13 protein-coding genes are annotated in these 21378 nt (G+C 62.4%); 7 read left to right on the forward strand and 6 right to left on the reverse strand.

What is annotated here, in order from left to right; genetic code table 11:
• The first annotated feature begins 247 nt into the window (after nucleotides 1–247).
• The gene (locus D0550_RS33910; RefSeq protein WP_116813631.1) at nucleotides 248–832 is read left to right on the forward strand and encodes a DUF2271 domain-containing protein; all 585 of its coding nucleotides are present in this window, start codon (nucleotides 248–250) and stop codon (nucleotides 830–832) included.
• Between the two features lie 70 nt (nucleotides 833–902).
• Here D0550_RS33910 and D0550_RS33915 read toward each other — a convergent pair whose 3' ends face one another.
• The 3 genes from D0550_RS33915 to D0550_RS33925 all read right to left on the reverse strand — a co-directional run bounded on the left by D0550_RS33915 (nucleotide 903) and on the right by D0550_RS33925 (nucleotide 3722).
• Complete coding sequence (locus D0550_RS33915; RefSeq protein ID WP_116813633.1) at nucleotides 903–1898, reverse strand: LysR substrate-binding domain-containing protein; 996 nt, start codon at nucleotides 1896–1898, stop codon at nucleotides 903–905.
• Between the two features lie 140 nt (nucleotides 1899–2038).
• Entirely contained in the window at nucleotides 2039–3109 is a 1071-nt protein-coding gene (locus D0550_RS33920) for a FecR family protein (protein WP_116813634.1), read from the reverse strand.
• The gene (locus D0550_RS33925) at nucleotides 3096–3722 is read right to left on the reverse strand and encodes an RNA polymerase sigma factor (protein WP_116813635.1); all 627 of its coding nucleotides are present in this window, start codon (nucleotides 3720–3722) and stop codon (nucleotides 3096–3098) included. The genes D0550_RS33920 and D0550_RS33925 overlap by 14 nt, the downstream gene beginning before the upstream one ends.
• Nucleotides 3723–4049: 327 nt before the next feature.
• Here D0550_RS33925 and D0550_RS33930 point away from each other — a divergent pair, with 327 nt between their 5' ends.
• The 5 genes from D0550_RS33930 to gltS all read left to right on the forward strand — a co-directional run bounded on the left by D0550_RS33930 (nucleotide 4050) and on the right by gltS (nucleotide 11617).
• Nucleotides 4050–4406, forward strand: coding sequence for a RidA family protein (locus D0550_RS33930; RefSeq protein WP_116813655.1), 357 nt, complete (start codon nucleotides 4050–4052; stop codon nucleotides 4404–4406).
• A gap of 100 nt (nucleotides 4407–4506) precedes the next feature.
• A complete protein-coding gene (locus D0550_RS33935) occupies nucleotides 4507–7638 on the forward strand; it encodes a gamma-glutamyltransferase (RefSeq protein ID WP_161966218.1) in 3132 nt (1043 codons plus the stop codon).
• 57 nt (nucleotides 7639–7695) lie between these two features.
• Complete coding sequence (locus D0550_RS33940; RefSeq protein WP_116813638.1) at nucleotides 7696–8601, forward strand: LysR family transcriptional regulator; 906 nt, start codon at nucleotides 7696–7698, stop codon at nucleotides 8599–8601.
• 89 nt (nucleotides 8602–8690) lie between these two features.
• On the forward strand, nucleotides 8691–10403 hold the full coding sequence (gene ggt / locus D0550_RS33945; protein ID WP_206606722.1) for a gamma-glutamyltransferase: 1713 nt from the start codon (nucleotides 8691–8693) through the stop codon (nucleotides 10401–10403).
• Complete coding sequence (gltS, locus tag D0550_RS33950) at nucleotides 10400–11617, forward strand: sodium/glutamate symporter (protein ID WP_116813641.1); 1218 nt, start codon at nucleotides 10400–10402, stop codon at nucleotides 11615–11617. The genes ggt (D0550_RS33945) and gltS overlap by 4 nt, the downstream gene beginning before the upstream one ends.
• Before the next feature lie 9 nt (nucleotides 11618–11626).
• Here the strand turns inward: gltS and ggt (D0550_RS33955) are convergent, their stop codons facing one another.
• The 3 genes from ggt (D0550_RS33955) to D0550_RS33965 all read right to left on the reverse strand — a co-directional run bounded on the left by ggt (D0550_RS33955) (nucleotide 11627) and on the right by D0550_RS33965 (nucleotide 17607).
• A complete protein-coding gene (ggt, locus tag D0550_RS33955; RefSeq protein ID WP_116813642.1) occupies nucleotides 11627–13378 on the reverse strand; it encodes a gamma-glutamyltransferase in 1752 nt (583 codons plus the stop codon).
• A 9-nt stretch (nucleotides 13379–13387) separates the two neighbouring features.
• A complete protein-coding gene (locus D0550_RS33960) occupies nucleotides 13388–16318 on the reverse strand; it encodes a TonB-dependent receptor domain-containing protein (protein WP_116813643.1) in 2931 nt (976 codons plus the stop codon).
• 92 nt (nucleotides 16319–16410) lie between these two features.
• Nucleotides 16411–17607: an FAD-dependent oxidoreductase gene (locus D0550_RS33965; protein WP_116813644.1), complete on the reverse strand. Its 1197-nt coding sequence runs from the start codon at nucleotides 17605–17607 to the stop codon at nucleotides 16411–16413.
• A gap of 828 nt (nucleotides 17608–18435) precedes the next feature.
• Here D0550_RS33965 and D0550_RS33970 point away from each other — a divergent pair.
• Nucleotides 18436–21276 carry an endo-1,4-beta-xylanase gene (locus D0550_RS33970; protein ID WP_116813645.1) on the forward strand — a complete coding sequence of 947 codons (2841 nt, stop codon included), beginning with the start codon at nucleotides 18436–18438 and terminating at the stop codon, nucleotides 21274–21276.
• The last annotated feature ends 102 nt before the right edge of the window (nucleotides 21277–21378 follow it).

Raw genomic sequence — 21378 nt, forward strand, 5'->3', positions numbered from 1 at the left:
ACCTATTTCGACGCTTCGATCTCCTATCGACTGAGCGGCTTGCTCGGCGGTCGCGGCGACGCCCGCCTGTTCTTCAAATGTCAGGAACCTGTTTCAAACGAAAAAGAACCCCCGAGCTGAACGCCGCAGATCGGGCACGTCGGGGCTGGGCTATGTGTATTCGCGCTCGCAGAACGGACGATGGGACAAGCTCGGCCGCGTCCTGCGAGCCGGGCTCACTTATCAATTCTGAGTACAGCGTGATCCGATGACCAAGTTCCTGCTGCTGATGTTGGGGCTGCTCGCCGGGCTGGCTCACAGCGCCGACCTCACCGTGAAGGTCCGCATTCCGCGCATCGCAGTGGCGGAGTATCACCGGCCGTTCGTGGTCATCTGGATCGAGAAAGCCGAGGAGCAGAGGGTCCTGCGCAATCTGGCGGTGTGGTACCAGATCGATCCCGAGAAAGACGATGGAACCCAGTGGCTGAAGGATCTGCGGCAATGGTGGCGCCGTGGCGGCAAGGAAGCGGCGACACCGATCGCTGCGTACACCGGTGCGACCCGCACGGGATCGAGCCCTTCGAGCTTACGAGTAGCGCCGGCCATGCCGATCGATGCCGTCACCGGCGCGACGCGACCCGTTGGCGAACACAGGCTGATCTTCAAAGCCGGGGCGGCGCCGCTCGGCACATTGGCCCCCGGCAAATACAACCTGACGCTGGAAGCGGCGCGTGAGAACGGCGGCCGCGAGTTGTTGCGCATTCCTTTCGAGTGGCCCGCGACGCTCAAGGTGCAGAGCACGGTGGAAGGCAAGACCGAGCTCGGCCGCGTGACACTCGAGGTCAATCCTTGATAAAGCGGCCATGAAAGAAAAAACGGTCGCACCCTGACTGCGTGGGTACGACCGTTGAGTGAAAGCGACGTTAGACGGCGATCGCTGTCGGTTCCCGCGTGGCTCGCAAGGCTAGCGTCGCCCTGCCCAGATGACTGATGATGGCGGCATCTTTCAACCACAACCGGAAGCGGACCACCGCGGGCGTTTGCCACTGGTCGGCGCGCGCCAGAAAAACATAACTTCCCAAAGTCACTTCGCGATCGTAGTCCGCAGGCAGGCGCACCAGCCGGCCGGCGTTCAAGTCGTCGCCGAGCAGGAACGGGTTTGCGAGCGCCACGCCCTGGCCGCGACGTGCGGCTTGCAACGTCATGTGGGCATGCCACAGTCGCGGGCCCGAGAGTGCGAGGTCGTTCGTAGCGACACCGTGCTCCGAGAACCACAAGTGCCACTGGCTCTCGTTCTCTTCGTGCAGCAGCGGCGCGTCGAGCAAGCTCGCTGGCGTGCTCACATACGACAGTCGTGCGGCACATTCCGGACTGGCCACCGCAAACACGGGCGGCCGGGAGATTTCGAAGCTGCGCACGCCGCTCACACTGGTTCGTGTCGCCGGCTGGTCGCCGGGCACGTAGCGGATATCGACGTTCGCTTCGTAACGAGAGAAGTCCGGGCCTTCATCGGTCGCGTGCAGCTCCAGCTTCACGTTGGGATTGGCGGCCTGGAAGGCGCCCAGGCGCGGGATCAGCCACTCGAACGCAAACCCCGGCACACAGCAGATGCTCAGGCTCGACTCGTCGTTGCGAAGCAGGAGCTCGTTGCTGGCATCGTTGAGTTCGGCCAGTGCGGTGGAAATGCGCGCGTGATAGCGGGCACCTTCCTCGGTCAGCACGGTCTTGCCATCGACCCGATGGATCAGACGCACCCCGGCCCATTCTTCGAGCGTGCGTACGTGGCGACTCACGACGGCGTGATCCAGTTTCAAGGCCTGGGCAGCGCGCCTCACCCCGCAAAGCCGGCCGACGGCCTCGAAGGCGCGCATGGTCGCGAAGGGAGGCAGCGATTTTGGATTATCAGAGGATCGCGTCATTACTTCGTCTCCAAATCATTGGGTTCAACAGACCTCGGCGCTGCTTGATTTCCCCCTCGGTGCAGGCCGTGGCCACAGCCGTCCATGTGCCTCGTACGGTGGTGAGTGCGTGACCTCCTTCGTTAGCGGTTCAGTAAAGATCATCCGCCCGGCGTGATGACGAGGTTGCGTGCGTTGTCGCGGACCACATCGACTTTGGCCACGGTGCGGATGAAGGCCAGAAAAGAATCCGGATCGGAGGCGTTGAACGTGCCGCTGATGCGCCGTTGCGCCAGCTCGGCGTCGTCGACGCGCATCTGGACGCGGTTGTAACGATTGAACTCGTGCAACACGCGCGGCAGGGGCGTGTGCTCGAACACCAGGCGCCCGCTGGCCCATGCCAGCTCGCGCTCGCTATCGACTTTACGCACGCTCGGCGACGCGCCGGAGCCGCCCACCGTCAACTGCTGATCGGCAATCAGCATCGCCGCGATCTCGGGTTCGACGTTGTCGGAGCCGGGCAGGGGCGGAACGGAGACCGCGACCTTGCCTTCGGCGACGGTGACGATCACGTCCTGCATCTGTGTCTCGACGGCGAAGGAGGTGCCGACCGCGCGAGCGATCGTGCCGTTCGCTCGAACCATGAAGGGGCGTTCGGGATCCTTCGCTACCCGGAACAGCGCGCGACCGTGCTCCAGGATGACGAGGCGTCGCGAGCTGTCATGCAGCTTCACTCGCATCTTGGTCTCGGGGTCCACTTGCAACACGCTGCCGTCGGAAAGCGCCAGCTCACGGCGTTCGCCGCGCTCGGTCTCGATCGTCTGTCCGCTCATGCTCAGCCACAGGCTGATGCCGAGTACCAGCAGCGACGATGCGGCGATGCCGGCGACATACGGCGCACGCTGCAACCAATGCCTCTTGTCCGTCTGCGTCGTTTCGTATCGGCTGGACGATGCGGTCGGACGGGCGGCGATAGAGGAGAACTCGACCACCGTATCGCTGTCGTCGTCCTGCTCGGAGCCTGCGGTGCCGATGTGGCTCCAGCGCTTGAAATGTGCGAGCCCGTCGTGCATTTCCACGACGTGCAGCATCTCGGACACGTGCAGCGCCGATTCGCGCAGCCATTCGACGAAGGCTTCGCGACGCTCCAGCGACATGTCGGCCGACTGCATTTCCGTCCACCATTCGGCCGCCTCCTTGCCGGCGCGTCTTCGTCGTTCAATCGCGTCCATAACTGCCTGCTCTCAAATATTCCGGATTCAGCTCGCTTCTCAATTTCTGGTAGCTCTTGATGACACTGCGCTTGACGGCGCGCGGCGTGATGCCGAGTCGTTCGGCGATCTCCGCGTAGCCCAAGCCCTCGTAAAATTGCAGCTTCAGGACTTCCCGCTGACGGGGCGGCAGCGTGTTGATGGCTCGCTCCATCTCCTCTTCGGCTTTGGCCCGAGCCGCGGCGTCTTCGGGAAGGTCGCCGGTATGCAGCTCCGCAAGCCACTTCGAGTCGTGCGGCCGGCGGGAGCGGGCCGCGATCGACCACTCGGCGGCGACGTTCGAGGCCATCTTGAAAAGGTAGGCCTGGGGATGCTGGACCAGCTCGGCCTGGTTGTAGCGAAGCAGCCTCAGGAACACTTCCTGGGAGATGTCGTCGACCTCAGCACGCGACCGAGCGTTCCGCCGAATCAAGAACTTACGCAAAGGCGAACGCCACTGGTTGAACCAGTCGACGAGGCGTCGGTTTGCAGAGGAATCGCGCATAGGCCCGGAATTTTTGTGAGCGGCGGTTAAGACTGGGTCACGAGGATTTTCGGTCCCCCTCCCTGAGTTTCCATCGCGCCTCGGCGCCATGTGTGCGGAAACTGCTTACCGCGAGCGGCATTTGAAGAACACGTCTCAGGTCGAAGGCAGATCGTTTCTATGTAGACGCCAGCGCGCCCAAGTCGCTGCGTGCGAGCGATGCCGTAACCTGCGAGCAGCAGCAGTATCAGCGTGGCTACACCGATCGCGTGCGGGCTACGGGCTCGCTGCCATAGCCTGTCCCTATACCCGATCGGAGTATTTGAATTGGACCGCATCACGCAGCACGCGCAACTCTGCTCGCGTGCGCGCACGGCCCGAATCGCAGGGCGCGGAGCTGTCGCGCAGACTATCCGTGACTTTCGGGAGGAGACATCGATGACGATCAAACGTATCCAAAGCGGTCGGCGCATGAGTCAGGTCGTAACGCATGGCGGAATCGCGTATCTAGCCGGTCAGGTCGTGCCCGTGGGCGCGACCGAACGGACGGTCGGTGAACAAACCCGATTCGTCCTAGAGCAGATCGATCGGCTCCTGGCCGAGGCGGGGACGAACAAAGAGCACTTGCTGTCGGCATCCATCTGGCTCGCAGACATTGAGGCATTCGCGGAGATGAATGAGATGTGGGACGCCTGGGTTGCGAGCGGCTGTGCGCCGGCGAGGGCGACGGTCGAGGCGCGGCTTGCACGGCCCGAGTGCCTCGTCGAGATCGCCGTCATCGCCGCGATCCCATGACCCCCATAGCCTGACCCCATACCGTTCCCGCATCTTCGAATTGGACGGATTCCGCGTCCGTGCGCGAGGCTCCCGCATCATCAGTCAGGGAGCACGCGAAATGAGGAGCAGGCACCTATCTCGTTCGACCCTGGCAATCTCGCTGGCGATGACGCTGGCGAGCTTTGCTAGTACCGCCAGTGCGGATCGACTACCTTGGTATTCGCAGTCGCCAACTGCGACCGGCTCCGGCGGCGCGGTCGCGACCGAACATCCGCTGGCCACGCAAGCGGCAATCACGATTCTTAACGCAGGCGGAAACGCGGTAGACGCGGCTGTCGCAGCCTCCGCGGTTCAAGGCGTGGTCCGGCCATTCTCCGGGGGCATCGGTGGCGGCGGCTACATGCAAATCTACCTGGCCGATGACGATCGCGTGTTGGTGCTGGATCATCGCAGCAGCGCGCCGGCCTCGTTTGACGAGGAAACATTTATCGATCCGGTCAGCGGCGAGGAATACGGCGAGGCCGTGCGTAACAACAGCGGCGCTGCAGTCGGCGTGCCCGGCGTCGTCAAGGCGTGGGAGAAGGCGGTCACGCTGTATGGCTCGGGATCGGTGACACTGGCGCAGATTCTGCAGCCCGCCATCGACGTGGCCGAGGACGGCTTCTATGCGGACGCCAATTACATCCGCGAGGTCACCGAGAATCAGCAGCGCCTGTGCGCGTTCACCTCGACCATCGCCATCTACTTGAATTCCGATTGCAGTGTGCCGGCGGTCGGTACGCTGGTGACCAATCAGGATCTGGCCGATATGTATCAGCTGATCGCGACCAGCGGCAGCAGCGCGTTCTACAGCGGCGCGGTTGCGAGTGCGATCGTTGCCACTGTGAATTCGCCGCCGGTGCGCACGACGGGCGCGCCCATTCCGTTCTACGTGCAGCCCGGCAACATGCTCACCTCCGATCTGAGCAGCTATTCCGTTCCGGAGTACGCAGCGCTGCGCGTCAACTATCGCGGTTACGACGTGTATGGCCCGCCACCGTCCTCTTCCGGCGGCACGACGATCGGTGAAATGCTCAACGTGCTCGAAGGCTATCCAATGGCTAGTTTGCCGCGCGAGCAGGCGTTGCATTACTACCTCGAAACGTCGCGGCGCGCGTTCGCCGATCGCTCGGCTTACCTGGGCGATCCGCTGACCTACGCCAACCCAATGCCGGTCGCCGGCCTGCTCTCGGAGAACTATGCGGAGCACGTTCGTCAGCACATCCAGGATCGAGGCACGCAGCGCTTCGTCGCTGCGTCCGATCCATGGCCCTTCCATGCCAACCCGTTGCTCAAAGCCAGGCCGTTGCCAGCTGATGGCGCCGGCGCGGTCACATTCGATTTCACGGGTCTGACCAACGGTGCTTCGTGGGATTCCGGTGGCCAGTTCGTGTCCGAAACGCGCTCCGCGAGCGAGTCGATCGAGGTGTTGGATCAGAGCGGTGATATGCAAATCACCTCAGCGCAGTTTTCCTATGTCCGCGCTGCCTCGCAGATGGATGCCGCGCCGGACACCGAGCTGCTGGTGCGATTCCAGCCGGACAGCCTGACGGGAGATCGTCGCCTGCGCTTCTGGCTGCGTGCCGACGGTTGGAACGCAACGACGTCGCCGTTCAACGGTTATGCCGTCGAGATCAGCTCATCGAGCGACACGGTGCGCATCATCCGCACGCGCAACGGCAACGCAGTGTTCGCGCTTGCTTCGTTTACGCATGCACGCTCGCTGGATTGGCAGTGGCTGCGGTTCCGTGTCGAAGGCGACCAGCTCAGCGTTCGCTTCTGGGATGAAGGCGACAATGAGCCGCGCCACACCTGGACCCACACGATGACGGACACATCGGTGACTGCCCCGGGCGGATTCCTCACGGCGCTGATCGAGCTCGGCAACACAGCGACGAGCGGCGGAGGATTCCGTGTCGACGACATGTTTGTAACGGACCTGAAGCCGGTCGCGTTCTCGAGCAATTTCACCGCGTCCAATGGTGCGACCTGGGATTCGACCGGACAGTTCACGACGCAGTTCGGCACGGGCAACAGCAATCCGGGCGTCGGCGCCTCGATCAATGTGCAATCCAATGCGGGGCGTATCTATCTCGACAAGACGCAGTACGCATACGCACGCGCTACGGCCGACATGGCGCCGCTGACCAGCAGCGAGCTATTGGTACGCTTCCGCATGAACGATCTCACCGACGATCGCAGCCTGCGCTTCTGGTTGCGCGCCGACAGCTGGAATTCACTCGGCTCGCCGCACAATGGTTATGGCATCGAGATCCAGTCCGACGTGGATCAAGTGCGGATGTTTCGTGTGAGGCAGAGTAACGGTGCCTTTGCGCTTCGCACGCTGGCGCATACACGCACGAGCGCGTGGCAATGGCTGCGATTCCGCGTGGAAGGCGCGACGATGAAAGTGCGCATCTGGGCTGATGGTTCTCCTGAGCCGCTGACCTGGCTCGGCGAGCTGTCCAATGCCGACGTGACTGCACCGGGCAAGCTGCTGATCGGCGCGTTGGAGAACACTGGCGGCACAGGCGTAACGGGTGGCTCGTTCGATATCGACGATCTCGCGGTGTACGACCTCGATGTCATGGAAAGCGGCGGCGGCGGTGGCGACGACGGCTCGTCGACGATCCATCTCACCACGGCCGATAGCGACGGCAACATCGTCGCCTACACGCACACGCTCAACTCCATCGGCGGCAATGGCGCGGTCGTGCCGGGCTACGGCTTCATTCTCAATAACGAGCTCAACACGCGCGTGCCCTCCAAGTCTCCAGTGGGGCATCCGAACGGGCCGCGCCCGGGCATGCGTCCCTTGAGCAGCATGTCGCCGACCATGGTGTTCCAAAACGGCAATCCGGTGCTGGCGATCGGCTCGCCCGGCGGCGAGACCATTATCACGACAGTGCTGCAGGTCCTGCTCAACCGGCTCGACTTCGGGATGAGCCTGCCGGTCGCAGTGGAGTCCCCTCGTGCCACGCAGCGAAATACCAGCGCGTTCGGCCACACGCTGGTGGAGCCGGAGTTCGCGCTGATCCCCGAGTACGACGATCTGCTCGATCGCGGTCAGCTGTTCGACATCAGCGGACTCACCTACGGCACCGGTGCGGTGAATGCGGTGGAGTTCCTGCCGAACAACAAGGTGCGTGCAGTTTCGGAAGCCTGGCGTCGCGGTGGTGGCAGCGCCATGGTGCAGTCACCGGATCCATGACCCTGATCTGAAGGAGTTACCGCGGCTGATCGGTCCGTTGAGCTATGCTTTCGATCCATGCGCGCACGCCACATCGAAGCCTTCCATGCCATCTACGTCAACGGGTCGATCAGCACGGCCGCGCGTGCGCTCAGCATCTCGCAGCCTTCGCTCAGCAAATTGCTGAAGCACGCCGAGGACCAGCTCGGGTTCGTCTTGTTCAAACGGGTGAAAGGTCGGCTCGTGCCGACCGACGATGCGCATGTATTGTTTCGCGAGGCCGCTGATATTCAGCAACGCCTCGGCTCCATGCGGCGCACGGCTCGCAATCTGCGCGGTGGCAAGAGCGGCCATCTGCGACTGGCGGTGCTGCCGGCGCTGGGATTGGGAATTGCGCCGGCGGCGATCTCGCGGTTCCGCGAGCAACACCCGGAAGTGACATTCGAGATCATGACCCTGCACCACAATGACGTGGAGCGGGCTTTGTTCGAGCGTAGCTGCGAGGCTGCGTTCGCCTACGATCTGCCGCCGCATCCGCAATTGAAGTCGACCACCATCGGCCAGGGCGAAGTGGTGATCTTGTATCGGCGCGAGCAGTTTCCCGCGCTGCCGCCCCGGTTGGAACTGTCGTGGCTGCGCAATCGAGACATCGTGGGATTGTCGGCCAGTGGTCCAGTCGGCGACCTGTTCGGGGCGGCGTTGGCGCAGCGGAATCTGCGCGTGCAGGAAGTCGTGTCCGTGCAAACGTTCTATCTGGCCGCGGCGCTGGTGCGTTTCGGCGCGGCCATTGCTGTTGTCGATGAGCTGACGGCGCGTGCCAGTGCTTCGCAGGCTGGTCCGGACGCACTGGACTTTCGCGCACTGGAGCCGGCGTTGCGCTTCAACATCCACGCGGTACATCTGGAGGATCGGCCGCTGTCGGTGATGGCTGGGCGGTTCATGGCCACGCTGCAAACCGTGCTGGCCGAAACCCAGCGGGCATAGCCTCACGCTATGGCGCATGAGTGGATCGGACTTGGACGCTCGCGCCAGGCTTGGCGATGATGCGAGGAATGCGACTGTCATCTAGATCCATGAGCTTCGCGCTCCGTGCCCTGTCGACGGCGTGCCTGGCCGTCGTGCTTGCCTCCTGTGCCTCATCGGTCGCGAAGCCATCGGCGTCCACGACTGGAGCAGGCTGGGTCGCGGCCGCGAATCCGCATGCGGTCGCGGCCGGGCTCGAGGTTCTGCGTAACGGTGGGAGTGCGGTAGATGCCGCCATCGCAGTCCAGGTGATGCTGGGGCTCACCGAGCCGCAAAGCTCAGGCATTGGCGGTGGCGCTTTTCTACTGGTGTATGACCCGAGCACGCGTCAGGTGAGCGCGTTCAACGGTCGGGAAACGGCACCAGCGGCGGCGCAGGCCGACATGTTCATGTCGACGGCAGATACAACGCTGCCGCGCGCATCTGCGGTGCTTTCCGGACGAGCGACCGGGGTGCCGGGAGTGATGCGTTTGCTGGAACGCGCGCACGGCAAGTTCGGGCGGCGACCTTGGGCTGAAACATTCGAGCCCGCCATCCGTCTCGCCGGCGAAGGGTTCGAAGTCTCGCCTCGCATGGCGCGTTACTTGAACGGCTCGTATCCGCAGGTGCAGACGGCCGACGTGCGCAAATTGTTTGCGAGGCCGGACGGCACTGCGTTGCAAGCGGGTGATCGCTTTCGCAATCCCGCTTACGTGAGTACGCTGCAAACGCTCGCAACGACCGGCGCCGATGCCTTGTATGAAGGACCATTGGCGAAGCAGATCGTTGCTCGCACCCGAGCCGAGCCGCTCGGCGGTGCCATGACCGAGGCTGATCTGGCGAACTATACGGTCGAGGAAGTCGCGCCGTTGTGTCGAATCGTCTGGGCGCATCAAGTCTGCGTGCCGCCACCGCCGTCGAGCGGCATCGGCGTTTTGCAACTGCTGGCCTTGCTCGAACGTACCGATATCGAGCAACGCGGCCCGAATGATCCGCGCGCATGGCTGCTGTTCGCGCAGGCGAGCCGGTTGATGTACTCGGATCGCGATCGCTACGTGGCCGATCCTCGCTTTGTCGATGTGCCTGTGAGCGAGCTGCTGGCGCCCGACTACATCGCGTCGCGTGCACGATTGATCGATCGCGATGTGAGTGTGATGCCAGCCGCCGGTGAGTTTCTGGCGGGTCGAGTCGGTGACGATGCAACTCGGGAGGCGGCGGGCACGAGCCATTTCGTCATTAGCGATGCCAGCGGCATGGTGGTCTCCATGACCACGACCGTCGAGACCTATTTCGGCTCGGGTCGCACCGTTGGCGGCTTCGTGCTCAACAACCAGATGACCGACTTCTCGCTGAATCCACGCGATGGCGAGCGGCCAGCCGCCAACGCCGTGGCGGGCGGCAAACGGCCTCGTTCTTCGATGGCGCCCATCGTCGTGCTCGACCTTCAGGGGCAGTTCGTCGCGGCGCTCGGTTCTCCGGGTGGCAATGCGATTCCCGCCTACAACGGCAAGACCTTGCTCGCGACGTTGGCTTGGGGCATGGATCTTCGATCTGCGGTCGAACTGCCGAATCTGATCGCGCGTGGTGGCGAAGTCGTGGCGGAGAAAGACAAGTTCGCGCCAGGCGTCGTGGAGCAACTTGCGAAGCTCGGTCTCGAGCTTCGTCCTCCGAAAGGTGAGGAATCGGGCCTGCATGGATTGTGGCGACAGGCCGATGGAACGATGCTCGGTGCGGCCGATTCGAGACGCGAAGGTACAGTCAGCAGCGTGGTGGTCGGTCCATGACATTCGGATTGGTGGAAACACTGGCGCTGTGCGCCTGCCTGTTGTTCCTTGGATATTTCTTACAGCACACGATTCCCGGGCTCGCGCGCCTCAATATCCCAGCGCCGGTGATCGGCGGTTTGCTGGCGGCGCTGGCGATCGTCGTAGCGCGCACCAACGATTGGCCGGAGGCGACGTTCGATACCACGTTACAGCGCCCGCTGCTGGTTGCGTTCTTCACGACACTCGGCTTCTCGGCGAGCCTGGCACTGCTGCGTGCGGGCGGCATGCAGGTGGTCGTGCTGTTGGCGCTCGTGACAGGCTTCGCCATCGTGCAGAACCTGGTGGGTATCGCGCTCGCGCTCGGTTTCGGATTGCCGCCGGCGCTGGGCGTGCTGACAGGATCGGTCACACTTACCGGCGGACCCGCGACAGGACTGGCGTTCGCGCCGTTGTTCGAAGCCGCAGGCATCGAGAGTGCGGCCACGATTGCCGTAGCAACCGCCATGGGGGGCATCGTGCTGGGCGGATTGGTGGGAGGTCCGATCGGATCCCTGTTGATTGCGCGCCACGGGCTGCGCGGTGCGCAGTCGGATGCAGCGGCGCAGGCGCCGACGCAACTCTCCACCGATCTTCCTGCATCCGAACCCGAACCGCTGGGCGACGACTCGTTGCAGGTTCACACCGCGCTCAAGACGGTCGCGGCCGTGCTCATCGCCATGTGGGCCGGCACGGCGATCAGCGCCGGCATCACTTCGCTCGGAGTGACATTGCCGGAATACATCGGCGCCATGCTGGCGGCCGCCATTCTGCGTAACATCGACGATCGCACTCGTTGGCTGAAGCTCTCGCACACGGCGCTGGATCTGCTCGGCGCGGTGGCATTGTCGTTCTTCCTGGTGATGGCACTGATGACGCTCGATCTCACCAAGCTCGCCTCGATGGCGGGACCGCTCATCGTGATGCTGCTCGTGCAAGTCGTGCTGGTTGCGATGCTCTCGCTGTGGCCGGTGTTTCCGTTGATGGGCCGCGACTACGATGCCGCCGTGACGGCGGGTGGATTCCTCGGCTTCATGCTGGGCACGACGGCCAATGCCATGGCCGTCATGCGCACGCTGGTCGAACGGTTCGGTGCGGCGCCTCGTGCGTTCCTGGTCGCGCCTCTGGTGGGCGCGTTCTTCCTCGATTTCACCAATGCGCTGGTGATTACCGCGTTCCTCAACTTCCTGAAGTGAGCGCGGCGATTACTTGCCCGCGCTCAGTGCATCCGGCCGGCGCGGATCGGAGGCACCATACAAATAGTCGCCTTGGATCATGATCGACTGTGTGCTGCCGAACGCGTAGGCCCATTCGATGCGATGTCCCAGGCCCTGTAACGCCGCGGCGGTGTCGCGATTGAAGCCGGGCTCGAGCATCAATACATCGCGATCCAGATCGGCGTGCACGCGCCGCTCGGCGCTGGCTTCTGCAATGTTCATATGATGGGTCAGTACGTTGTCGATGACCTGCGCGACGGCGCTGATGATGCGTGCGCCGCCTGGGCTGCCGGTTACGAGATAGGGCTTCTCATCTTTGAAGACCAGCGTCGGCGCCTGCGTGCTCAACGCGCGCTTGCCCGCTTGCAGATCGTTGGGGCGGGGCGAACGGCCCGGTGCCGTGCTCATCGAGAACGTCGTGGTCGAATTGTTGAGCAGCACGCCGGTGCCGCGAATCATGTGTCCGTTGCCGAACGAAAAGCCGAGCGTGTACGTGTTCGATACCACGTTGCGATGTTTATCGACGATGGAGTAGTGCGTGGTCGAAGGCGAGTCGAGACCCGAGCCGACGAACGAGCGGATCTCTGCGCCCGATCCCGCCTTGGTCGGAGAAATGCGTGCCGCGATTTCCTCCGCGTGTTGTCGTGAAATGAGCCGCTCGGTCGGCACGGGCACGAAATCCGCATCGGCGAGAAACCGGCCACGGTCCGCGCTCACATATCGCGAGGCTTCGGCCAAGACGTGCAGGGCTTTCGCTGAAGAAGCACCCCAGTCCGCGACGGGAAACTGTTCCAGCACGTTCAATGTTTGAATGACGCCGATGCCACCGGAGCTCGGCGGCGCCATGCCGACGATGCGATAGCCTCGATATTCACCGGAGATCGGCTGGCGCTCGATCGCGCGGTACGAAGCCAGATCCTCGGCCGTAATGCCGCCGCCGAACTGCTGCATATCCGCAACGATGCGGCGTGCAGTTTCACCTTTATAGAAATCCTGCGGACCGGAGCGGGCAATACGACGCAGCGTGCGGGCCAGATCGGGTTGGCGAAGGATCTCGCCGGCACGATAGCCCGTGCCGTCGGTGCGGTAGTAAGCACGCTTGACCGCATCGTCTTCCTGCAACCAGGATTTCTTCAGCTCCAGCAGACCGGCGAAGTCATAACTGATGGGGAAGCCGCGCTCGGCGAGTCGAATTGCCGGTTGAACGAGCTCTGCCCACGGACGCGAGCCGTAGCGAGACCACGCCAGATGCAGGCCGGCAACCGTGCCGGGTACCGCCGCCGCTGGCCACGAAACCTTGGCAGCTTCAGTGATCTTGCCATCCGGGCCGAGGAAATCCTGCGCCTTCACGTTTGACGGCGCGGTCTCACGATAGTCGAAAGACGTCGTGAGCTTGTCTTCCGGCATGTGCAGCACCATGAAACCGCCGCCACCGAGATTGCCGGCGCGCGGCAGCACGACGGCGAGCGCGAAGCCCACCGCGACGGCTGCATCCACCGCATTGCCGCCGCGTTCCAGCACTTCCAGGCCGATGTGGGAAGCCAGGTCGTTCTGAGTGGCGACCATCGCTTCGCGTGCGATGACTGGATGGAAGACGGCACTATATTCGACGATGCCGCTGTCGTAGAAGTCGATGACCGGGCCGTTGGCCGGCGGCGCGGTGGCCGACGGCGCAGCGAGGGTTGAGTGGGCCGCCAGCATGCAGGTGGCCCACACCGCGATACGAATCCGTCGGCTCATCGCCGCTCCTTAGTTGAATTGATACTGCAGTCGCAGATAGTAAAGGCGTCCGAGCGGATTGTGATATTCCGCGAAGTAGCCGGTGTTGGTGTCGTCGGCGATCGGGGGATCTTCGTCGAAGATGTTCTTCGCGCCGAGGCGCAACTGCAAGGAATCGAGTATCTGGTAGTCGACCGAGGCGTCGACGGTGAGCCAGTCCTCGACGGTCATCAGGGCATTGGTGGTGTCTTGATTGACGGTGTCCTCGCTGAAGCTGCTCACCCAACGCGCAAACAGCGTGGCGCCGAAGTCGCCACGATTCCAACTCACGCTGCTGCTGACTTTCCATTCCGGATTGCCGTTGAAGCGCAGGCGATCGAGCACCAGGGCGCCCTTGATCAGCTCGATCTTGGTGAGATGCATGGCATCGGCGCGCAAGGTAAAGCGGCCCAGATTGTCGGTGTCGATGCGCCAGCTCGCCGCCAGGTCCCAACCTTCAGCGTTACGACGATCGGCATTGATGTACGGATCGACGACCTGGACCAGACGACCCACCGCCGCGCGGCCCGTCGGGTTGCGCACTGGGTCGGCGAACAAGGCCAGGTCCTCGGGCGAAATGAAATCGTCGCGGATCACGTTCGGATTCGAGCTGCCCGCGGCGCGCAGCGAGGCATCGAGGTCGAGCTGTGTTTGATAGCCCAGCGTCGCGATCGCATCGTCGGTCTTGACCCACCAGCGATCCACCGAGATCTCGACCGAATCGAATGGCCGCCATTGCAGGCCGACCGCGTAGCTTTCGGATTCCTCCGGCTCGAGCAGGTCATTGCCCAGATTCACGCCCTGGCGGAAGAAGCCGTTGCCGGCATCTTCGGGATCGCCTGTGACCTGCGAGCGATACACGTCATTCAAGCCGGAGCGCGAAGTGATCGTCTCGCCGCGGCTGGTGAGCAACAGGTTGGGTGCCTGGAAACCTTCCGAGGCGGAGGCGCGCACCAACAGCGATTCGATCGGGCGCCATGCGAGGCTGAGCTTGGGCTTCACCAGGCTGCCGAAGTCGCTGTAGTCCTCGAAGCGAGCGGCGAGTTGCATTTCCAGCGAATACACGCCAGCGACCCGATTCGGCTCGCCGACCAGCGGCAGCGCGAGCTCTGAGTAGGCGGAGATGATGTTGCGCGACCCTTTTGCGTCGGCGACCGCCGGCAGTCCGGCGATGTCGCTGCCGTCGGTGATGCCGAAAGTCGGATCGATGAAGGTGATCGTGCCGTCGCGGCGCGGGTCGCGATCCTCGACCAATTCTTCGCGTCGCCACTCGGCGCCTGCGGCGAGGCCCGCGTCGCCGCCCCACATGCCGAACAGCGACGCATTCGATGCACGCGCATCGAAGCTGTACAGCGCAGTCTCGAAGCGATTGACTTCGGTGACGCGAATGGCATCGAGCGTCGCAGCGTTGTTGACGTTCGGTCCGCCGAAGACGTTGAGTGCCGAGGGTGTGGAATTGGCGAGGGCCGCGACGAGTGCGGTCTTCGAGGCTCGGTTGTATTGACGATCTTCGTGCTCGGCTTCGCTGACGACGCCGGCCGTCTCCCAGCTCCACTCGCCACTGTCGCCGCGCAACCCGAACACGAGGTGGTGCTGATTCGAATCGACTTCGATCGTGCGTGAGCCGAGTTCGAGCACGCGGAACTGACGGACCAGCACATCGAGGCCGCCGGCCGGTGCATTCAATCCGCCGATCCGGTTCGGGTTTGGCGAGCCATCGGGCAGTGTCGCCGCGCCGAAGGGATTCCAGTAGTTGCTGGCCGGCACCACGACGAAGGCGTTGCCATTGTCGAAGGATTGTTCGGCGTCGTAGTTTTCGGATTGCGAGCGGTAGAACAGCGCGTCGGCGAACAACGTGACGCCGGCATCGAAGTCGTGCGTGAAGCCCGCGCTCAAGTTGAATCGATCCGAGTCCGGCACGATCTGCGCGTTCGCGGTGAAGTCATAGCGCAAGGTCTGGCTGCCGTCGTCGATGGAGATGCCGCTCTGCGCCGTGGGTGCCAGCGCTCCGGATTCGGACGCCGGTTGCACGTGGAAGATGCCGGTGCTGGTGGTCAGCAGCGCGCCATTGCGACGTACGGAGGCGGGCGCGAAGTTGGTGCCCAGGAAACGTCCTGCCTGATATTCGCCGTAGGGGGTGCCCGCGGAGCTGTTGTTCAACTGCGCGTCGTTCTCGAAGCCGCGCGGCGCGAGCGCACGACGGTCGGCGCTCGCGGTGATGGCTGTTTCGGAATTCTTCATTGCCTTGCGGTTGAACCAGTTCGCGCCGATCGTCAGTCGCGTGCGTCCGTCGTTGAAGCTCGTGCCCCACAGGGCGTCGACGCTGGTTTCCTGCTGGCTGGTGTGCTCGCTGTCGAGGAACTGTCCGCTCAGCGACAAGCCTTCGAAATTGCGATCGGTGACGAAGTTCATCACGCCCGCTACCGCGTCGGAGCCATACAGCGCGGCGGCGCCATCGCGCAGCACTTCGACGCGCTGCAGGCCGCCGACCGGAATCACGTTGACGTTGACCGATTGCACCGGCACGTCGTCGATCAGTTGGCCGGCGGGGCTGCGTGCCAGCCGACGACCGTTCAACAGCACCAATGTATTGCCCGAGCCGAGGCCGCGCAGGTTGACGGCGGCAACATCGCCTCGCGCTTTGTTCGGGCTGGGTGTGCTCGAGTTGAATTCCATCGCGCCGGAGAAGGGCAGGGCTTGAATCAAATCCTCGGCCGTCGACGGTGCGATGCTGCGCAAGGCTTCGGCATCGAGCAGCGTCACGGGCAAGGTCCGATCCGCGTCCGCGTTGCGAATATTCGAGCCGATCACCACGATTTCTTCGAGCTGCGGCGCGCCGGCGTCGGCGGCCTGAGTCGAAGCGAACGGCGTCCAGCACAAGGTGACCAGCGAAGACGGAATCAGCAGCGCACGTTTTTTCATTGATTGTTTCCCCAGAGATCGAGCCGATTTGAGTATAGGGAGGGCTTGCGCCGGGCAGGCATTCGAATCGCTGCGCAGAGCACAGCCTGAGGCTATGGGTTGAGTTGCTCGGCAAGCTGTTGAGCCGTGCCACACGCCAACGTCCAGCCGAGCGCGCCGTGACCGACGTTCAAGAACAAGCCGGGAACGCGCGTGCGGCCGACCAGCGGCAAGCTACTTGGCGTTGCTGGTCGCAATCCCGCCCACGGCTGCGCGGCCTCGAACTGGGCGGCTTCGGGCAACACTTCGCTGCCCAGACGGATCAGCTCCGCCACGCGCTGAGCGTCGATGCTGTCGTCGTCACCGACGCAGTCGGCGAGGCCGGCCAAGCGCAGGCGACCTGCGAGACTGGCGAAGACGATGCGTCGATCGAGGTCGGTCAAGCTCACGGTCGGTGCGCGAGGGCCTGGAGCTGCAGTGAGGCTATAGCCCTTCAGTGGGTAGATCGGGAGACACAACGGCAGCCCACGAACCAACCGGCGCGCGCCAATGCCGGCGCAAATGACGACGGCATCGCCTTCGAGCAGCCCCGATGCTGTCTGCACGCCAATGATTCGGCCACGATGGCGCACGAGACTCTGCACTTCGGTTTCAGTGATGACGCGCGCCAGGCCGTGCGTGATCAAGTGATTGCACAGGCTGCGAGTGAAGGTCTCCGCATCGCCGGCGCTGTCGTTTCGGGCGTAGGCTGCACCGGCAATCGGGCTGCGCCATGCTTCGAGCGCCGGTTCGATTGCGAGGCTGTCTTTCGCATCGACGATATCCACACGCACGCCGTGCTGACGCTTCAAGTCGGCGCGACGCCGCAGCCCGGCGAGCGTCTGCCCCGACGCGGTGATCATGAGCTTGCCAGCGGCGCGATACCCAAAGTCGAGCGGCACATCCTTCAGCAGCGACTCGAGGGCGTTCGCAGATCTGGCAGCCAGGTGCAGGAGCTGGACCGTGGCCGCATCGGCACGCCGTCGCGTACAGCGCCACAGAAAACGCACGCCCCACGGCAGCAACGGCAGATCCAGCTGAATGCGCATGCCGCGGTCCCGGCCCAGCAGCATGCCGGGCAGGCGGCGTAACATTCCGACATCGGCCAGCGTGTCCGTATAGGAGTACGAGAGCTGCCCGGCGTTGCCGAAGGACGCCCCCTGGCCAGGTCGCCCGTGCCGATCGAGCACCGTGACTTCGTGCTCGCCTCGAGCAAGAAAATAAGCCGTAGCGGCGCCGACAACACCGGCTCCGATGACGATGACTCTCATACCGACCGCACGTCCTCAGACATTCATCCCGTGAGGCATGCTAGCCGTGCGCCGTTACGGGCACGAATGGCTTTTCTGCGATCTCCCATGGTGCGCGGCTATGGGTTGTTGGCCCGGTGGCCGTTCGTTTTCAGAAGTGCTTGACGCCACCACGCGCTACGTCGACTGGTTTCTTGAACACTTCGGCGTGGCCGCGCGCTTAGACGCGACTCGGCTCGGAACGTCATCTCGAGTGGTCAGACCAGTCTGATTACATCAGCTGGCTCGTGGTTGTGTTCGTACTTATCCCGCGTTGTGCCATCAGCCTAGGAGAGCGCATCATGCGCTCACTCCTAAATCGTGAGAGCGCGGCGGCCAAGCCAAATTCGGCATGAGTAGCGCTAGCACGAGGACTTGCGGTAAGACCACTTACCGATGTATGGTCTGACAGATTATTAGATCTGGCCGGACCAGTTAGCCGCCGAAAACCGCAACCGGATGCGGTACGGGCTTCGATTGACCAGATGTTGGGGGAACGATGTCCAAGCCGAGAAAGCTCTCCGTCGGTTATCGCCGTGATGAGGTAGCGGTAACAATCCCGGATGCCGGCATTAGCGATCGCGAGCTGCCGGAGAGTTACTTCGGGCCACCTGTGACATCCGCCATCGTTAGATAGTCCAACCATTTGGAGGAGGGCAACGACACTGACTCACTTGCTGTCGCCACCATCAGAGCTCAGTTCAGGTCACGTGTGTTCCGTGTGATTGTCATTTTTATAAACAAATTCCGAACCAAAATTGGGCGACTCTAAACGAGAGTTTAGAGGTTGCCTCAAGGGGCAAAGCCAAGATGAAACTCTCAATCGATGTCCGCCTCCTCGCAGTCATCACGCTGTTTTCCGTATTCGCGTTAGCCTCCGGCCCGGCCGCCGCGGCCGCAGGCGAACTGAGACTTGTCTGGAATGGCGACGCCGACAAACGTGTCGCCATGCAAGTCGGAGGTCATGCGAACACAACTCGCGTCAACGCTTCCGGAGCGAAGATTACATCTAACGCCAATAGCGACGCCTTTCCCGGCATCTACTTCATTTTCGACGCAAAAGAGCGGGACCGAGGCTTTTTGAAAGTCCATCCCAAAGTATTCAGGAAGTTTGCGAGTTTCACGATAACCACCAAGGCGGCTAACGCCTACACGGATTACCTGGTTGCTCCCGTATCTGGTCAGCAAAGGACCAGCGACGGTGGCTTTGTGTACTTGCTTGACGACGTAGCGTCCGGCAAGAGCATCAACATGGCTTTCATCGATGAGGCGCTTCTGGTTCCTCTCGGCAGCGTGCCGTATCCCGAAATCATGGTTGAACTGAACGAGCTCATCACGCAAGCCGAAGGTTTGAGAGCCGGCAACCAGGAATTCCCGCTCCAGATCAGCCGTACGGACGACGGATCCGATGTGAACGGAGCTTTCCCCTGGGTGTACGCCAATGAGGTCAAAGCTATCGATGACGCGCTCGAGTATGCGCGCAATGCACCCGTCGTCTGGGCCGCCGAAGCCATGGTTCGCCTCGAGGACGCAATGGCGGATCTCAGTGGCAGGATCAAAGCGGACGGTTCAGATCCCTATTTCCGTCTGGATCCGGGCCCGGGCAGGTTGCCTGTGACAGTGACCGAGCCCACCAATGTCTGGAGCTCGAGAACCCCGCTCGACAGCCGTGTCCCCGCCGACTTTGCGGGCGGTACATTCCAGGTGATTCCGTATCCTTTCGCGGATCGCGAAGGCAAAGCCGATGTGCTCCAGATCAATTACATCCATAACGGGACCAGCACGTTCGGCGGAATCACGATGCAATCTGCGTTGTCCCCAAGTGTGAACGTCCCCGCGGGCGCAACCATCGAGTTCGATGTCTACTATCCGAAGAGCGCGCAGGGCAGATTCATGAGGTGGAGAGTCAGAAATACCAACGCCGATCTCGATAGCTACCTCAGAAGTTACGAATACAACAACCTCAATCCCGACTGGGTTGGCAGCTACAACGGCGATACGTGGTTGATGGCTCACCACAGCATCAACGCCTCAGCCGGCGCGTCCTCGAACTTCATTCTCGAGCTCCATGGCGAGACGGGTCGTCCCGCAGAAACTGGGATGCTCCTTGTCGCCAACATCAAGATCACCGCTCCCGATCCCAACGGCATTCCGCTTCCCAACGTAATCAACAGGGAAAACCAGAGTGTTGTGGCTCCTTTGAAGAGCGTTTACAACAAGGAAAATGGCCTGTTCATGGTCGGCGCGATCGGCACCGGCTCAGTCACCGGAACCAGAGCTCGTCACTATGAAATCTTCGTCGATGGCAACAATCTGAAGGCCGATGGCACGCATCCGCGCGGCCCGAACTGGCTAAGAAGCGTTACTGGCGCGGCCCTGAGCGGCGCAACCACCGCCCCTGGCACGGGGGAATACAATTTCCCGACCAATTCTTATTTGGCGATCCGCGATTCCGGAGCTCCGGGACAGTACAAGGCTCACGGCCATGTCCTGGCCTGGTACAACCAGGCCCCTGCATGGATGAGACAGATCGTCCCCGCGAACCTTCCTTCCGGATACAACGGCACCACCGATTTCTACGGATTGGGCAATGGCGTTACAACGCAGGTTCGCGTCGACAAAGAAACGGTCAGAAGAGTGCAGTTCAATCACACGATGTACGTGATGCGGCACTTCCTGACCACGGATACGAAATACGGCTCGAGCGTGTCCCGCGGCGTCATCCCCTTCAACTCATGGGACGTACTCAACGAAGAGGTCCACGAAAGCCGCCACAGCGAGCTCATCCCGACGGATCCGAACAACTGGAGAACGAGCCTCAAACACACCAACTGGCTCGTGGCAATGTCGGATGAGCTCATCGGCGGCGATATCACCCAGCACTACATTTACTTGCTGTTCAAACACGCGCATATCGCGGCCCCCAATGCCCGGATGGCGGCGGCTTACAAAGCGAACTACGCATCTCTTCCCGAGTATATGAAGCTCGACGGGCACGACGCCGACGGCAGCATCGACGCCTATATCGTCGCGAATCCTCCGAAGCTGACCTACAACGACTACGACATCGCTACCCGCAGCAAGGCGAGGACCGTGTACAACATGGTTCGCGCGATGAACTCCGCATGGCTCTCCGATCCGCTGTATGACGGAAGACCCCTTATCGAAGACGTCGGCATTCAGGGGCACGATTCGGTTGGCAAGACGCTCGCCAGCAATAACCAATATGCCATGGCCCTCTATGCCTCTCTCGTTGACCAAGGCCTTCTGTCCGGCATTGCCTTCTCGGAATTGGATCTCAAGTTGCCGACCAACGCGCCCGGCGGTGGCGCGACCGCTCCCGCGGTGCTCAATGTCAAGCAGTCTGACGCCCTTGGTTATCAGTACGCGCTGATGTACAAACTGTTCACCAAGTTCGCCCCGTATATCGATCACATCATCAGCTGGGGCGTGTCCGGTTCAGGATGGCAGGGAAGCTATGTACTGTTCGACAGTCAGAGCAATGCCAATGGCGGCTACTACGGCGCGATGAAACCGGACAGATTCATCCTTGGGCATTCATATCTGGATGAATACTTCGAAGGCGAACACGAGAAAGTCCAGAACGACTATGAAATTGATCTTGGCGATCTTGGAATCTACACACCCTGATCATAGCTAGTCGCCGGGCGCCCCATTCAAGCCTTGAATGGCTTGAGTGGGGCAGTTCCATAAGCCGCTGTCCTCCGCAAACAGATAAAGGGGGGGCTGCTG

It is taken from the genome of Steroidobacter cummioxidans (genome assembly GCF_003104955.1).

Coding starts and splice junctions, on each gene's coding strand:
- D0550_RS33910 (WP_116813631.1), top strand. CDS start 248: ATGACCAAGTTCCTGCTGCTGATGTTGGGGCTGCTCGCCGGGCTGGCT.
- D0550_RS33915 (WP_116813633.1), bottom strand. CDS start 1,898: ATGACGCGATCCTCTGATAATCCAAAATCGCTGCCTCCCTTCGCGACC.
- D0550_RS33920 (WP_116813634.1), bottom strand. CDS start 3,109: ATGGACGCGATTGAACGACGAAGACGCGCCGGCAAGGAGGCGGCCGAA.
- D0550_RS33925 (WP_116813635.1), bottom strand. CDS start 3,722: ATGGCGCCGAGGCGCGATGGAAACTCAGGGAGGGGGACCGAAAATCCT.
- D0550_RS33930 (WP_116813655.1), top strand. CDS start 4,050: ATGACGATCAAACGTATCCAAAGCGGTCGGCGCATGAGTCAGGTCGTA.
- D0550_RS33935 (WP_161966218.1), top strand. CDS start 4,507: ATGAGGAGCAGGCACCTATCTCGTTCGACCCTGGCAATCTCGCTGGCG.
- D0550_RS33940 (WP_116813638.1), top strand. CDS start 7,696: ATGCGCGCACGCCACATCGAAGCCTTCCATGCCATCTACGTCAACGGG.
- ggt (WP_206606722.1), top strand. CDS start 8,691: ATGAGCTTCGCGCTCCGTGCCCTGTCGACGGCGTGCCTGGCCGTCGTG.
- gltS (WP_116813641.1), top strand. CDS start 10,400: ATGACATTCGGATTGGTGGAAACACTGGCGCTGTGCGCCTGCCTGTTG.
- ggt (WP_116813642.1), bottom strand. CDS start 13,378: ATGAGCCGACGGATTCGTATCGCGGTGTGGGCCACCTGCATGCTGGCG.
- D0550_RS33960 (WP_116813643.1), bottom strand. CDS start 16,318: ATGAAAAAACGTGCGCTGCTGATTCCGTCTTCGCTGGTCACCTTGTGC.
- D0550_RS33965 (WP_116813644.1), bottom strand. CDS start 17,607: ATGAGAGTCATCGTCATCGGAGCCGGTGTTGTCGGCGCCGCTACGGCT.
- D0550_RS33970 (WP_116813645.1), top strand. CDS start 18,436: ATGAAACTCTCAATCGATGTCCGCCTCCTCGCAGTCATCACGCTGTTT.